Origin of the sequence: Streptomyces sp. NPDC058375 (assembly GCF_042723425.1) — a bacterium.
GTDB classification, from domain to species: domain Bacteria; phylum Actinomycetota; class Actinomycetes; order Streptomycetales; family Streptomycetaceae; genus Streptomyces; species Streptomyces durocortorensis.
Genome location: NZ_JBHXJG010000196.1, coordinates 1 through 14,330 on the forward strand (window position 1 = coordinate 1; position 14,330 = coordinate 14,330).

A 14,330-nucleotide genomic window follows, 5' to 3' on the forward strand; every position below is an offset into this window, starting at 1 on the left:
GCCCCGGCCGGTTCGGGGCCGGGGGGACACAGGACGCCACTCGGGTGGCGTTTCTCCCCAACCTACGGGCCCATGTCCACATTCACCCTAAATAACACGAAAAGGACGACGTATTGTTCTGCCACCCGACGACGGGAGGGCGCGGCCGAGTCGACCGACTCCCCTCAAGGAGCCTCGGCGTGACAGGAGTTGGGAGACTCCGCGGGCGGAGGGGCCGTCAGCGCCCCGGGCGGCGTTCGGCGTTGCGCTCGGCGGCGGCGTGCCACTAGCGGGGCGGGGAGGGGCCGGCGATCACAGCGGTGGGCTGATCGGGGTGCAGGCCCAGGGCGTGCAGCGCGTCGGCGTCGACCCGGACGGTGTACCAGCCGTGCCGGCGGCCGTCGGCAGCACCGATGCCGCAGGCGAGGTCGCAGCGGATCCGCTCCCCGGAGAAGGGCATCCAGTCGATGCCGCGGTCACGCAGTCAAGCGCGGAGGGCCGCCGGGGGACGCGGGCGGCCCGGCAGGTTCTCGTACGACACGACGGTCACCCACTCGGCGCCCGTCCCGCTCCCCCTCTTCTCCGTACGCATGGCGTCGAGGGTAGCCGTCACTCCTCGGCACGGGCGTCCCGGCCGTCCACGAAGGTCCGGACGATCTCGATGTCCCCGATCCGGGAGGGGTCCACGCGGTGCGGGTCGTCTCCCAGCACCACCAGGTCGGCTCGCATTCCCGGTGAGAGGGCGCCCGCCGTTTCCTCCCAGTGGCAGGCGTGGGCGCCGGCGACCGTGTAGGCCCGCAGTGCCTCGTCGACGGTGACGGCCTCGTCCGGGCCGACAAGGCGGCCCGACGCGGAGGCGCGTTCGACCATGAACTGGATCGCGCGCAGGGGTGCGCCGTCCGTGACGGGTCGGTCGGAGCTGCCGACGAGGGTGACCCCGTGGTCAAGGAATCCCCGCCCTCGGTACATCCAGCCGGCCCGCTCCTCCCCCATCACGGTGGCGTAGTCGTCGCCGAAGGAGTACAGGAAGGTGGGCTGGACCACGGCGCTCACACCGAGCTCGGCGAACCGGGGAAGCTGGTCGGGCCGGATCAGCCCGGCGTGCTCGATGCGGTGGCGCGCGTCCGGGCGGGGCCGCAGCTTCTGGGCCCGCTCCAGGGCATCCAGGGCGAGGTCGGCGGCGCGGTCGCCGATGGCGTGGACGGCGAGCTGCCAGCCCGCGAGGTGACCGTCGACGATGAGGGCGGCGAGGCGTTCCGGGTCGTCCTGGAAGCGGCCGACGTTGTCGGTCGTGCCCTCGTACGGGGAGGTGAGCGCAGCCGTACGGGCCATCATCCCGCCGTCGGTGTAGATCTTGAGCGCGCCGAGCGACAGCCGGTCGTCGCCGAATCCGGTGCGCAGGCCGAGGTCCAGTGCCTGGGTGAACCCGTCGTCGGCGTGCGTCGCGCGGGAACGCAGCGTGTCGCCGGAAGCCATGAGCTGGACCCGCAGGGGCAGTCGGCCACGGTCCCGGAGCAGTTGGTAGGCGCCCAGTTCGACGGGGCTGTGGCCGAGGAGTCCGCCGCCGATGCCCGCCTCGGCGCAGGCGGTGACCCCCTCGTCGAGGCAGGCGCGGGCGGCGAGCTCGATCGCGTCGGCCAGCTCTTCCTGGGAGTACGGCAGCCGCAGCCGGCGGGCGGTGGTCATGGCGCTCTCGGCGAGGAAGCCGTCCTCGTGCGGGGTTCCGTCCGGCAGCAGGTCCAGTACGGCGGTGTTGACGACGCAGGCGTGCCCGGAGTCGTGCATCAGGAAGACCTTGCGGCCGTGGCTGACCCGGTCCAGTTCGGCGGCGGTCAGATGCCGGCTCAGGGCGCGCTGGTCGTATCCGGCGACGTCCACCCAGGCGCCGGGCGGAGCGGGCCGCAGGGCCGCCGCGTCCACGACGGCGAGGATGTCCTCGACCCGCTCGCACGGGGCGACGCTCGGCGTACGGGCCTTCAATCCGGCCCAGGCCAGGTGGACATGGCTGTCGATGAAACCGGGAAGCACGGTCGCCCCGCCCAGGTCGACGATCTCGCGGGCCGGCAGAGAGGTCACGGCCTCGTCGACGCCGACGATCCGTCCCCGCCAGATGCCCAGGTCATGGGCGACGGGGTGGCGGGGGTCCATCGTGAGGACGCGCGCGTTCGTCAGCCTCGTACAGAGCATGGGAGATCCCTCCCCGTCGCGTTCGGACCCACGGCACGCGGCCGGAGAGCGGGCCGGGCCAAGCTAACCCGCATGCCCCTTCCTGTCGACGACAGGGTGTGTTTCCAGCCGTCATCGGCTGTCAACCTCCCCGTGAATCATGGGCCGTTGTGCTCTTAGGTAAGCCTTGCTTTACTGAAGCGCCGGTCATCGCTCTTCCAAGGAGGCACCTTCATGCGGGTCGTCATGTTCGGTTACCAGACCTGGGGCCACCGCACCCTGCAAGCCCTGCTGGACTCCGAGCACGACGTGGTGACCGTGGTGACACATCCCAGGAGCGAGCACGCCTACGAGAAGATCTGGAGCGACTCGGTCGCCGATCTCGCGGAGAAGCACGGCGTCCCCGTGATCATCCGCAACCGGCCGGACGGCGAACTCCTGGACCAGCTGCGGGAAGTGGCCCCGGACATCATCGTGGCCAACAACTGGCGGACGTGGATGCCGCCGGAGATCTACAACCTGCCGGTCCACGGCACGCTCAACATCCACGACTCGCTGCTGCCCGCCTACGCGGGCTTCTCACCGCTGATCTGGGCGCTCATCAACGGCGAGCCGGAGGTCGGCGTCACGGCCCACATGATGGACGAGGAGCTGGACGCCGGTGACATCGTCGTCCAGCGGGCGGTGCCCGTGGGACCGACGGACACCACGACCGACCTCTTCCACCGTACGGTCGATCTGATCGCGCCGGTCACCGTCGAGGCCCTCGGTCTCATCGCCTCCGGGCAGACCGAGTTCACCCCGCAGGACCGGTCGAAGGCCAGCTTCTTCCACAAGCGCGCCGAGGAAGACATCCGCATCGACTGGAACTGGCCGGCCGAGGACCTGGAGCGCCTGGTCCGCGCCCAGTCGGCCCCGTACCCGGCCGCCTTCACGTACCACCGGGGGCAGCGGCTCGAGGTCGTCTCCGCCGTCGTGTCCGAGGGCCGCTACGGCGGCACCCCGGGCCGCGTCTTCTACCGCGAGGGCGACGGCGTCGTGATCGTCGCCGGAGCCGACGCCCGCACCGGCCGCAACCACGGCCTGGCGATCACCCGCGTACGGACCGAAGACGGCCGCGAACTGCCCGCGACCGAGCACTTCACCTCGATGGGCGGCTATCTCACCGGCCGCCCCTGACGATCGGGACCTACTCCATGCGTACCGCACGTGCCCGGCACTACCTCATGTGCCGGCCCACCTACTTCGACGTGGTCTACTCCATCAACCCGTGGATGGACCCGACGAAGCCCGTCGACACTCCGCTGGCCATCGCCCAGTGGGAGCGGCTGCGCGAGGTCTACCTGAACCTCGGGCACACCGTCGACACGATCGACCCCGTCCCCGGTCTGCCCGACATGGTCTTCGCGGCCAACGGCGCCACGGTCGTCGACGGGCGGGCCCTCGTGGCCCGGTTCCGCGACGCCGAGCGCATCACCGAGGGGCCCGCCTACCACCACTGGCTGCGCGACAACGGCTTTCCGGACCTGCGCACGGCCGCTCACGTCAACGAGGGGGAGGGCGACTATCTCCTGGCCGGCGACTGGCTGCTGGCGGGCACCGGGTTCCGCAGCGACCCGCGCTCGCACGACGAGGCGCAGGAGTTCTTCGGGCGCCCGGTGGTCGGGCTGACCCTCGTCGACCCCGACTACTACCACCTGGACACCGCTCTGACGGTGCTCGACGAGAAGACGGTCGCCTACTATCCGGCGGCCTTCTCCCCCGGCAGCCGGGCGGTGCTGGAGCGGCTGTTCCCGGACGCCCTCCTCGCCGCTTCCGCCGACGCCGAGGTGTTCGGGCTGAACGCGACGTCGGACGGGTACAACGTGGTCCTGCCGCAGAACGCGACCGAGTTGGCCGGGCAGTTGAGGGAGCGCGGGTTCAACCCGATCGGCGTGGACCTCTCGGAGCTCCTCAAGGCGGGCGGCAGCGTGAAGTGCTGCACGCTGGAGCTGCGGCGAGACGCCTGACGCATGAGCCGACGGCCTCCCCGCGGACATTCCGTGGGGAGGCCGCCACCGCGTCCCCGGCGGGCCGGGCCTGAGGCTCAGCGGCCGCGCATGGGGCCGGTCCACAATGGCCAGGGGCGGACCAAGGGAGAGACCGCCGGCTCCCGCCCGCCCGGCCTGCCCGCTACCGGCGAGAACGCCGCTCACGGCGAGGTCAGCTCGCCCGCACGGTCGCGCGGCGTCCGGTCGCGCGGCCACCGGTGGCGGCGCCGACGACCACGGCGAGGGCCACCAGGACGACGCCGAACCGGACGACGCTCGTGACACCGGCGTGGTCGGCGAACAGGCCTCCGACGAGGGCTCCGAGAGCGATACAGGTGTTGTACGCCATGGTGTTGAGCGACATCGCCGCCTCGAAGGCTTCGGGGGCCGCCGAGAGCGTCAGGGTGATCTGACCGATCTGCACGACACCGAAGGCCGGGCCCCACAGGGTCATGGCGGCTATCACGCCGATGTCGTTCGCGCCGGCGGTCAGCAGCGCGACGAGGGCGGCGATCATGATCAGGCCGCCCACGACGAAGCTGCCCCGCGCACCCGTTCGACCGTCCGGCCACCGATGAAGTTGCCGGCCGCGCCGCCGATGCCGAACACGATGAGGACGACGGTGATGAAGCCGACGGTGGCGGACGCGCCTTCCTCCAGGTACGGCCGGACGAACGTGTACGCGCCGAAGTGGCCGAGGACGAAGAGCACGACCATGATCAGAACCGTGCGCAGCGGCACGTTCCTGAGCGGCAGGCCGAACACCTCGCGCACCGTGACCGCGTTGGCCGACGGCAGCGACGGGACCGTGACGGCGACCGCGAGGAGCACTGCCGCGCTGAGGGCGGACCAGATCAGGAAGGTGGTCCGCCAGTCGCCGGCGCTTTCCAGCAGGGTGCCGAGCGGGATGCCGACGACGGTGGCGATCGAGATGCCGGACATCACGACGGCGGCGGCCCGGTTGGCGTGCTTCTCCGGGACGATGCGCATCGCCATGCTGACGCCGATGGCCCAGAAGACGCCGCTGGCGAAGCCCATGACCAGGCGGGTGCCCAGGATCAGCGGATAGTTCGGGGCGATCGAGGTGATCAGGTTGCCGATCGCCAGGACCACGAGCAGTGCGGTCAGCAGCCGGCGCCGGTCGACGCGCCGGCTCACGCCACGATGAACGGCACGCCGAGACCGGCGGCGACGCCCTGCGCGGTGACCGTAAGGCCGACCGCGCCCACGGAGACCCCGAGGCTCTCGCCGATCGGGGTGAGCAGGCCGATCGGCATCAGTTCGGTCGTGAGGAAAACGAACAGGCTGGCGGTGATGGCGGCCACGCCCAGCCAGCCCCGGGCGGGGGACACCGGTTCCCGGGAGGCGGCGGGCGGGTTCGACTCTTCCGAAGCGGTCATGTCGTGTCTCCGGCAGTGGTCGGGTGCGGTTCGCGAAGGTCGCGCGGCGCCGGTCCGGGCGTGGCGGTCATGGCGTCGGCAGGTGCGGGGCCGCGGGCCGGTGGCGGGCGCTGGCCGAGGACGACCGCCACGAGAATGACGGCCATGCCGACGAGTTGGAGGGCGGACAGCCTCTCGTCCTTGACGAGGTAGCCCAGCAGGGTCGCCACGACGGGGCTGCCCAGCGCGAGGAACGAGACCGCGACGGCGGGCAGGCGTTCGATGCCCCGGAACCAGACGATGTAGCTCAGGACCGCGCCCAGGGTGATGAGGTGGGCGAACCCGATGACGTTGGATCCGGTGAGACCGTCGGGCAGGTCTTCCAGCGTCAGCCAGAACGGCAGCAGGACCAGCCCGCCCGCCGTGAGCTGCCACCCGGTGAACGTGAGCAGGCCGACCCCCGCCGGCCGGCCCCACCGCTTGGTCAGCGTGATGCCCAGGGCCATGCACAGGGCACCGCCGACCGCGGCGAGGACACCGAAGGTGTCGAGCGAAGCCGTGCCCCGGAGGACGAGCAGCGCCACTCCCCCGGCGCCCATCGCGCACGCCAGGGCGTGGCGGGCTCCGATCCGGTCGCCGAGGAACATCGCCGCGAGGATCACGACGAACATGGGCTGGGCCGACATGATCATGGCGGCGATGCCGCCCGGCAGCCGGTAGGCGGCGAGGAAGAGCAGGAAGTTGAAGGCGCCGATGTTCAGGACGCCCAGGACCGGCGCGCGCCACCACCAGACGCCGGCCGGAAGCTTGCGGCCGAGGGCCAGCAGCACCAGCCCACCGGGCAGGGCCCGCAGGGTGGTCGCCAGGAGCGGCCGGTCCGGTGGCAGCAGCTCGGTGGCCACCAGGTAGGTGCTGCCCCAGACCGCCGGTGCGAGACCGGTCAGGGCCGCGGTGCGTATGTGCTGTCTGCTCGTCATCTCGCCTCGGAATTCCGGAAGGGGATCGGGTCGGGAAGGAGTCGGGAAGGAAACGGGGAGGGGCTGGGGAGGGGATCACGGAGGCTTCGTTTTCGGGCGCGCCACAGGAGCCCCGGGCGCGTGGCCGACCGAAGGGGTCAAACCCGAGGGGGCTCCTGCCGTGTGCGGTCGTCATCAGTCTCGGGCCGAAGACATTCATGAGTCCAACACATGCTTGTCACGCGATGAATCTCGATTCACGATGGATCCATGGAGCTCCAGCAGATGCGGTACGTGATCGCCGTCGCCGAGACCAACAACTTCACCCGGGCCGCCCAGCGCTGTTTGGTGGTCCAGTCCGCGCTCAGCCACCAAATCGCGCGCCTGGAGAAGGAACTGGGCGCGAGGCTCTTCGAACGCACCAGCCGCCGCGTCCGGTTGACCCCGGCGGGTGCGGCGTTCCTGCCCGCCGCCCGGCAGTGCCTGGACGCGGCGGACCGTGCCACCGCCGAAGTGGCGGCGGCCGTCGGGGAGGTACGCGGACGCCTCAGGGTGGGCCTGATCCCCACCGTCGCCGCCGTGGATCTGCCCACCGTCCTCAAAGACTTCCACCGGCGCCATCCGGACGCCCGGGTGAGCCTCCGCGTGGGAGCGAGCGAGGACCTCGTCGAGCAGGTCAGGCAGGGCGAGATCGAGGTGGCCTTTCTCGGCGTCCCGGTCGCGGCCCGCCTGCGGGGGGTCATGGCGCGGGAGTTGGCCCGGGAGCGGCTGATCGCCGTGGTCTCCCCGGCCCACCCGCTCGCCGGGGAGTCCTCGGTCGACCTTCGCCGGCTGTCCTCGGAGGTGTTCGTGGACCTTCCGGCGAAGACCGCCGGCCGGGCGCAGTCCGATCTCGCCTTCACCGCCGCCGGTCTCACCCGGGAGGTCGCCTTCGAGGTGACCAACGCCGACTACCTGGCCCGGTTGGTCGGCGCGGGCCTGGGCGTGGCCCTGCTGCCGCCCACGTACGTCGCGGGCCTGACCGGGGTGACCACGGTCGAGGTCACGGACGCGCCGTCCCGCGTCGAGTACGTGGTCTGGGGCCGGGAGAGTCGCACCCCGGCGGCCACGGCGTTCCTCAAGCTGTTGGGCATCGAGGAGGAATGAGGGTGGTTACGTCGACGGCTGCCGGCCATCGATGTGAACCGCCTCACCGGCGGGGCGCTTCGGGCCGCACGTACGCGATCATGACCGGATGGAGACTCGATTCCTCGGCATCGCCGAGCTGACCGGAACACCGTCCGTGGCGGTGGTCGTCGACGTCATGCGGGCCTGCACCGTGGCCGCCTGGGCCTTCGCCAAAGGGGCGGAGAAGATCGTCCTCGCCGAGTCGCAGGCGGACGCCCTGGCGCTCAAGGCACGTAACCCTGAGTGGGTGGCGCTCAAGGACGGTCCGCCGGCGCCCGGCTTCGACGCCGTCAACTCACCGGGTCTGCTGCGCTCCGTCGACCTCGGCGGACGTACCGTCGTGCAGAAGACCACGGCGGGGACGGTGGGTGCCCTGGCGGTCAAGGAGGCGTCGCTGGTGCTGTGCGCCGGCTTCGTGGTGGCGGAGGCGACGGCCGGGCTCCTGCGGCAACGCGGTTGTGACGCCGTCACGTTCGTGGTCACCGGCGAAGAGGGGCGTGCCGAAGAGGATCTGGCGTGCGCCCAGTACATCGCGGGAAGGACCACCGGGTCCGGGGCGGACGCGAGCGCGTTCGTGCGCCGCGCCGCGGAGTCGCGCGCCGCCGCCGAACTGACGGAGGGCGTCCGCCAAGGATCCCATCCCGATGACGTCGCCCTCTGTCTCGAACTTGACCGGTTCCCCTTCGCCATGGTCGCGACCCAGGAGGACTCGCTGATGGTCCTGCGCCCGTACGCCGTGCCGGTACCGGCCGGGGCGGCTCCGGCCTGATCGCCGGGGGTGCCCGATCCCCCGGCCGTGATTCAGCCGGTACGTCCCCCGAGCCCGTCGGCCCAGGTGCGGACCGCCCGGTCCGTGGTGTCGGCGTGCCCGACTGCGCCAGCCGTCCGGCGACGCGCGCCGTGCGGCGCTCCAACTGCGCCCAGGTCACGGTGCGTTGCCCGTCGCGGAAGGCGGTCTTCGCACCCGCCTTCGCGGCGCGCGCCCGCAGCGCCTCGGCCAACGGGCGGAGCAAGTCCGCGCGAACCTCCGCCATGCGTACCCCCATTGGCGCCGACGCCCCCGGTGCGCCCGGGCCGCGCGACGTCCGAGTCCGACGACTACAGATCAACGGATCGGTGGAGATCCGGGCCCGCGTGACGCTCCACACCCTGCGTGCCGTCATCCCCGCCGCCGTCACATTTGGTATTGACTATCGTTTTCATATAGCGTTCGAGGCCAGCAACGAAGGTGGTCCCTCATGGCAGTCCCCAAGCGGAAAATGTCCCGCAGCAACACCCGTCACCGCCGCGCCCAGTGGAAGGCCACGACGCCTCAGCTCGTGCCCGTCACGGTCGACGGAACCGTCCACCATGTGCCGCAGCGGCTGGTCAAGGCTTACGAGCGCGGGCTCCTGCGTCCGCAGGACTGACCCGCCGACGCTCTCATACGCGCGCACTCCGCGTACGAGGGGTTCCGAAGGCGATGCGCTCCCGCCCGTCAGGCCTGGGGCGCAATGCTGCCCCGGACGACCAGCTGGGTCGCCAGTCGAAACCGACGACGCTCATGTCCCCCGGGATGGCACGGCCGCGTTCGCGCAGCGCCTCGAAGGCGCCGAGCGCCTGAAGATCGCCGGCGGCGGGACCGCCGTGGGCGGCTCCTCCACCGATCCGTCGAGGGAGTCGAGCAGCCGCATCAACTGGGCCTTGTCCGAAACATCGTTGAACTCCCCGTACAACACCCGCCCTTCGGGCACCGGCAGTTCGGCCGCTTCCATGGTGGCGCGGAAGCCGTCTGCGCGCGCGCCCTGCTGCGGGTTCGGCGCCCGCTGCCGGTGACGGGCGCGGGGCGGGGCGTGGAGGTCCTGCCGGGCGCCGGATCACCGTGGCCGGGCCGTGCCCATGGAGCGCGGCGGGCCCAGGCGCAGCCGGGAGAAGACGTCCGGGCGGGCGATGCCGGGCATCACGAGCGCCCACATCGCGCTGACCTGCTGGTGCAGGGCGTCCCGCTCGGCCAGGGCGAGGGACAGCATCTGTACGCCGCTGTAGCAGCCGACGAGTGTCCGGGCGGCCTCCACGGGCTCGACGTGGTCCTGGAGCTCGTCGGCTTCGCCCGCGGATTCGAGAGCGGCGGTCACGGCGCCCAGCGAACCGGCGTAGCTCTCGGCGGTCTGGTACGGGCCCGGCTCGATCGACAGCCGTACAGCCGCGCGCAGGACAGGGTCCTCCAGGAGGCCTGCGGTGTAGTGGTGGCTGATGTCCACCAGGGCCTGGAGCCAGAGCTCCGGGGCCGGGCCCGCCGCCATCTGCTCGGAGACCTGATGGAAGTACGCGTGCTGACGGGCCAGGATCGCGTCGCCGAGATCCTCCTTCGACGCGAAATGGTGGTAGAAGCCACTGCGGGAGACATTGGCCAGGCGCTGGATCGCCGGGGTCGTCGCACCCGCGTAGCCTTCCCGGTCGATCACGATTCCGGCGGCCTCGACGATCCGCTGAACCGTCTGCTCCCCGCGATCCTGCACCATGGCCACACCTTCCTCAGCCGCGTCCGACGTTACCCGGGGTCCTGCCCGAGCGCTCCCGGGGCTCAGCCGGATGTTCTCAGGTCGACCGGCCTTCCCCCGGGAGGCGCTCCCTCGTCTCCGCGGGGAAGGCCGCCATGTGCCCGGGCCGGTCGTACGCCGCCGTGATCCGCCGGACAGCACACCTGGGGATTGTCCAGAGCGTGATCCATTCGGTGGAGGTGGTGACCTCCTTCAGGACGTCGGGGAGCGCTTCGACGCCGAGTCCCGGACCTGTCGGCACGTCGAGGTGTCCGTCCGCGAGGACGAAGGGCTCCGTGATGTCGGTGGCGTAGTGGCGGTGGGAGCCCGAGGTGTCGCCGGGCAGGGTGAAGCCGGGGAGCGCCGCGAGGGCGACGTTGGCGGCGCGGCCGATGCCGGTCCCCAGCATGCCGCCGCACCAGACGGGGACGCCGTGGGCGCGGGCGAGATCGTGGATGCGGCGGGCTTCGAGGTAGCCGCCGACGCGGGCCGCTTGACGTTGATGACCGAGCAGGCGCCCAGCGAGACGGCCGCTGCGGCGTCGGCGGCGGACTCGATGGACTCGTCCAGGCAGACAGGTGTGCGGAGCAGGTCGGCGAGCTGGGCGTGCTGAACCATGTCGTCGTCGGCGAGGGGCTGTTCGATCAGCAGGAGGCCGAAGTCGTCGAGCCACTCCGCGTTCTTCGCGGGAACCAGCGAGAGCCTGATGGTGCACTCGGCCCGCCAGGTACGCCGGTATTTCACCGAGCCCGACGTACGGGTCGCCGTTCAGGCCGAGTTCGCCGGACGGGTCAGCGACCGTACGGAACTGGTGATCGCGCATTCCCTGGGATCCGTGGTGGCGTACGAAGCACTCTGTGCCCACCCCGGCTGGCGCGACCTGACGCTCATCATGCTGGGATCGCCTCTCGGAGTGCGCAGGCTGGTCTTCGACAGACTCCTGCCGACGCCGCACAGTGACTCGGCCCGCTGGCCGATGCCGGTCAGGGCATGGACGAACATCACCGACGCCGGCGACGCGGTGGCCCTGGTCAAGGAACTGGCGCCCGCCTTCGGGCGACGGATCACCGGCGTCTCCGTACACAACGGGGCTCGAGCTCACGATGTCCGCCCCTACCTCACCGCTCGCGAAACAGGGATGGCCGTGGCTCACGCTCTCGACCAATCCCGTACGTTGCCTTGATGCAGCCGTCGGCTCGCGCCTCAGCCCGCCGTCTCGTGGACCGGGACGGGTGACACCGCGGCCGGGCCCTCCCGTGTCGGGTTCCAGGCTGCCGAGCACAGGGATTCGGACACGGCGGCCGTGTAGCGGGCGGCGGACAGCCAGTAGGTGGCGAAGCCGTCGGTGTCGGCGGGGAGCAGGCGGCCGAAGAGATCACGGTCGCGCTGGGCCGCCGAGGCGCACAGGGCGGTGAGAAGTGCGGCGGCCGTGGGAAGACCGGCGCGGCGGATCCGCCGGGTCTCGGCGGTGACGTCGCCCAGCATGCCGAGGGCGGCGCGGCCCGCCGGGACCGTCTGTTCGACCCGGCGCTCCAGGAGGTACAGGGGTGATTGCGCGCCAGGGCCGGCGGCCTGCGGCGGGGCGAAGTGCACGGGGGCGGCCGGGTCCGGAAGGTCTGCGCGGCGCAGCCGGTCGAGGCCGAGGTCGACCGTGCCATCCCCGGTGGGATGCGAGCACGCGAGGAGGGTGAGCCGCGGGTGGGGGGCGGAGGCCAGGCGGCCGATGATCCTCAGCCGGGCCCCCGGCGCTGCGGCCAGCAGCGCCAGGTTGTCGCGGTGGGCCAGCGCGGGGTCGTCGTCGGCGACGGTGAGCCGCACGGGGACGCCTCCCTCGCACCGCGCGAGCAGGCAGGTGCCGCCCGGCTCCCGTACCGCGCCGAGGAGTTCGACGTCCAGGAAGAGCAGGTCGCTGCCGCCGCCGTCCGGGTCCGCGTAGCGGGAGACGGACCGCAGCGCGCGGGCGGCCTGTTCGGACGGTGGCGTCTCCCACAGGGCGGCGAGCGGCGGATCCGTCCACGCCGCGCCCCGAGCGGTGACGGCCTTGACGCCCTTTCCGGCGCCCAGTCTGCCGTCCGGCGAGACCGTCGCCCCCGAAACGGCCAGGCCGGCCCGGCCCAGCTCCCGGTGGGTGAGCGCACTGTCCCCCAGGCGCACGGCCCGGTCGGCCACGCCGAGGGCGCGCCCCACGCCGCCGGGCGCCACATCGCCGACCGTGAAGAGGCGGCCGTCGACTCCGGCGACCCAGGTGCGGACGCCGCCGTGCCCCGAGTCGGTGACCACCGGTTCGGTGAACAGGCCGTACAGGCGGAGCGAGCCGTCCGGGCTGTAGGGGCGGCGCACGCGGCCCCTGACTGCGGCCAGCTCCGCCCCGGACGCCATGCCCACGCGGCGGGCGGTGCCCAGGAGTTCGGCCAGGGCCGTGACGAGCTCGGCGGTGCGGTAGGACGGATCCCCGGCGCGGGCCGCGCGCAGCAGCGTGACGACGGACAGTGCGGCGCCCGCGGCTCGCGGCAGGTGACGGAGGCGGGCGGTGTGCGCGGCGCGCAGGAGGGCCGACTGAGCGACGGCCCCGGCCCCGTCGACGCCGGCCTCCAGCACGGCGGCGCCCGCCGCCCACAGGGCGTCGGCGGCGGCACGCTGGGCCGGACTCGCCGTCTCCGGCGCGGACGCGGTGCCCGGGGTGGGGTCGGGGGCGGGGTCGGGGGCGGCGTCAACGCCGAGGTCGGCGGCCGGGCCTGTTGCCGAGGCCGGTCCGGGGGCTTGTGGGGTGGGGTGTTCGGCGGGGTCCGGCGCCGGGTCGGCCGGCTGTTCGGCGGGGTCCGGCGCCGGGTCGGCCGTGGGCGCGGCGCAGGCGGCGGCCGCGCGGTGGACGCAGGCCGGGGCGAGGAGGCAACCGCAGGTGATGTCCTCCGCCTTCGCCACCACACCGGTCGGGGCGTACAGGCGCAGCTCGGTCTCGTCGTCGACCTCGATCGTCGCGGTGTCCCCCTCGCGGCGCGTCGGGCGGGCGCCGAGCTTGGTGACCGCCGCGTCCAGCCGCTTGCGCAGCCGGGGTGAAAGGCCCTCCACGAGCGTGGCCGTGACTTCCGGAGCGACGGGCGGCAACCGGTCGTCGTTCATGCGGTCTTCTCCCCTATCCAGCGGGCCAGTTCGAGTGGGCTGAGGGCCGCCACGGGCATGCCGGCGGCCACGAGCTGCCCGGCGACGCCCGTCGAGTAACGGGGCCGGCCGGCGTCGTCGAGGCTCGCGCACCCGAGGACGTGGCAGCCGGTGTTCACCAGGGCCCGCACCTCGGCCAGCAGTCCGCCGAGCGGTGCTCCCTCCTCGAAGTCGCTGATGACGACGACAAGGGTGCGGGTGGGCACCTCGATCAGGCCGCGGGCGTGCCGGAGCCCGGCGGCGATGTGCGTTCCGCCGCCCACGCTCACTTCCAGCAGGAGGGAGAGCGGATCGCGCACATGGCCGGTGAGGTCGACGACCTCCGTGGAGAACGCCAGGAAATGGGTGCTCAGGCTCGGCACCCCGGCGAGCACGGAGGCGGTCAGCGCGGACCAGATCGTGGAGGCCTCCATGGATCCGGAGACGTCGGTGGCCAGGATCAGGCGCCAGTCGGCCGAACGGCGGGAACGACTGCGGAAGACCGGCTTCTCGGGGATCACCTGGACCGTGCCGTCGGTCATCCGGCGGGCGGTGGCCAGATTGGCGTGCAGGGTGCGGGGCAGGTCGAGCCGTCCGCCGGGGCGGCGGGTGGGCCGGGCCGTCGCCGTGCCGGTGAGCGCGGGTCGCAGCCGGGTGGCGAGCTGTCGGGTCAGTTCCTCGACCAGGCGGCGCACCAGCGGGCGGAGCGCCGCTAGCCGAGCTTCGGGGAGGCCGCCGGCGTACTGCAGGATCGTCCGGAGCAGCTCCACGGAGGGGGTGGCTGCCGCCGGGTCCAGTTCGGCCAGGACATCCTGCCGCCCTGTCCCGGCCGCGGCGGCCAGCACCTCCTCGCGGACGCCGGGGCCGAACAGCGCGGCCAGTTCCTCGGACCACTCGCGGACGCCGGCGAACGACGGCTCCCGGCCGCCGCCCGCTCCGGAGCCGCCGTGACCGGGGAGGCCGCCGCGGGAACCCTCGCCGCGCCCCGTGCCGTAG

At 72.5% G+C, this 14,330-nt stretch carries 15 protein-coding genes and 1 pseudogene; 6 read left to right on the plus strand and 10 right to left on the minus strand.

Translation table 11 applies throughout. The annotated features are described in order from the left end of the window. Window positions 1-265: 265 nt before the first annotated feature. The gene (locus ACFWM7_RS25875) at window positions 266-439 is read right to left on the minus strand and encodes a hypothetical protein (RefSeq protein ID WP_383264590.1); all 174 of its coding nucleotides are present in this window, start codon (window positions 437-439) and stop codon (window positions 266-268) included. A 149-nt stretch (window positions 440-588) separates the two neighbouring features. Next, the gene (locus ACFWM7_RS25880; RefSeq protein WP_383264593.1) at window positions 589-2,166 is read right to left on the minus strand and encodes an amidohydrolase; all 1,578 of its coding nucleotides are present in this window, start codon (window positions 2,164-2,166) and stop codon (window positions 589-591) included. Window positions 2,167-2,379: 213 nt separating this feature from the next. Here ACFWM7_RS25880 and ACFWM7_RS25885 point away from each other — a divergent pair, with 213 nt between their 5' ends. Then, window positions 2,380-3,324, plus strand: coding sequence for a methionyl-tRNA formyltransferase (locus tag ACFWM7_RS25885; RefSeq protein ID WP_383264596.1), 945 nt, complete (start codon window positions 2,380-2,382; stop codon window positions 3,322-3,324). 17 nt (window positions 3,325-3,341) lie between these two features. Further along, complete coding sequence (gene ddaH / locus ACFWM7_RS25890) at window positions 3,342-4,154, plus strand: dimethylargininase (protein WP_383264599.1); 813 nt, start codon at window positions 3,342-3,344, stop codon at window positions 4,152-4,154. A gap of 193 nt (window positions 4,155-4,347) precedes the next feature. Here the strand turns inward: ddaH and ACFWM7_RS25895 are convergent, their stop codons facing one another. Genes ACFWM7_RS25895 through ACFWM7_RS25910 form a run of 4 tightly spaced genes read right to left on the minus strand, consistent with a single transcriptional unit; the run spans window position 4,348 to window position 6,531 of the window. Beyond that, a complete protein-coding gene (locus ACFWM7_RS25895) occupies window positions 4,348-4,707 on the minus strand; it encodes a hypothetical protein (RefSeq protein ID WP_383264601.1) in 360 nt (119 codons plus the stop codon). Then, on the minus strand, window positions 4,695-5,333 hold the full coding sequence (locus ACFWM7_RS25900) for an MFS transporter (RefSeq protein WP_383264603.1): 639 nt from the start codon (window positions 5,331-5,333) through the stop codon (window positions 4,695-4,697). The genes ACFWM7_RS25895 and ACFWM7_RS25900 overlap by 13 nt, the downstream gene beginning before the upstream one ends. Then, entirely contained in the window at window positions 5,330-5,575 is a 246-nt protein-coding gene (locus tag ACFWM7_RS25905; RefSeq protein WP_383264605.1) for a hypothetical protein, read from the minus strand. Before ACFWM7_RS25905 ends, ACFWM7_RS25900 begins: the two co-directional genes overlap by 4 nt. After that, window positions 5,572-6,531, minus strand: coding sequence for an EamA family transporter (locus ACFWM7_RS25910; RefSeq protein ID WP_383264608.1), 960 nt, complete (start codon window positions 6,529-6,531; stop codon window positions 5,572-5,574). Before ACFWM7_RS25910 ends, ACFWM7_RS25905 begins: the two co-directional genes overlap by 4 nt. A gap of 249 nt (window positions 6,532-6,780) precedes the next feature. Between ACFWM7_RS25910 and ACFWM7_RS25915 the strand changes: the two genes are divergently transcribed. From ACFWM7_RS25915 to rpmF, 3 genes are all read left to right on the plus strand, one after another. Next, window positions 6,781-7,656: a LysR substrate-binding domain-containing protein gene (locus tag ACFWM7_RS25915; protein ID WP_383264610.1), complete on the plus strand. Its 876-nt coding sequence runs from the start codon at window positions 6,781-6,783 to the stop codon at window positions 7,654-7,656. 88 nt (window positions 7,657-7,744) lie between these two features. Then, on the plus strand, window positions 7,745-8,446 hold the full coding sequence (locus ACFWM7_RS25920) for a 2-phosphosulfolactate phosphatase (RefSeq protein WP_383264613.1): 702 nt from the start codon (window positions 7,745-7,747) through the stop codon (window positions 8,444-8,446). 469 nt (window positions 8,447-8,915) lie between these two features. Further along, window positions 8,916-9,086 carry a 50S ribosomal protein L32 gene (gene rpmF / locus ACFWM7_RS25925; protein ID WP_383264615.1) on the plus strand — a complete coding sequence of 57 codons (171 nt, stop codon included), beginning with the start codon at window positions 8,916-8,918 and terminating at the stop codon, window positions 9,084-9,086. A gap of 447 nt (window positions 9,087-9,533) precedes the next feature. On the opposite strand, the gene ACFWM7_RS25930 is transcribed toward rpmF, so the two are convergent. After that, window positions 9,534-10,178 carry a ScbR family autoregulator-binding transcription factor gene (locus tag ACFWM7_RS25930; protein WP_383264618.1) on the minus strand — a complete coding sequence of 215 codons (645 nt, stop codon included), beginning with the start codon at window positions 10,176-10,178 and terminating at the stop codon, window positions 9,534-9,536. A 202-nt stretch (window positions 10,179-10,380) separates the two neighbouring features. Further along, window positions 10,381-10,868 (minus strand): annotated as a pseudogene (locus ACFWM7_RS25935) (enolase C-terminal domain-like protein); the annotation flags it as partial. 34 nt (window positions 10,869-10,902) lie between these two features. On the opposite strand from ACFWM7_RS25935, the gene ACFWM7_RS25940 reads away from it, so the two are divergent. Next, complete coding sequence (locus tag ACFWM7_RS25940; RefSeq protein WP_383264621.1) at window positions 10,903-11,379, plus strand: hypothetical protein; 477 nt, start codon at window positions 10,903-10,905, stop codon at window positions 11,377-11,379. Window positions 11,380-11,399: 20 nt separating this feature from the next. Here ACFWM7_RS25940 and ACFWM7_RS25945 read toward each other — a convergent pair whose 3' ends face one another. Together ACFWM7_RS25945 and ACFWM7_RS25950 are read right to left on the minus strand one after the other, a co-directional pair. After that, a complete protein-coding gene (locus ACFWM7_RS25945) occupies window positions 11,400-13,316 on the minus strand; it encodes a hypothetical protein (protein WP_383264623.1) in 1,917 nt (638 codons plus the stop codon). Continuing rightward, window positions 13,313-14,330 (minus strand): vWA domain-containing protein (locus ACFWM7_RS25950; RefSeq protein WP_383264626.1); only part of this gene is annotated, 1,018 nt, incomplete at its 5' end. The genes ACFWM7_RS25945 and ACFWM7_RS25950, both read right to left, overlap by 4 nt.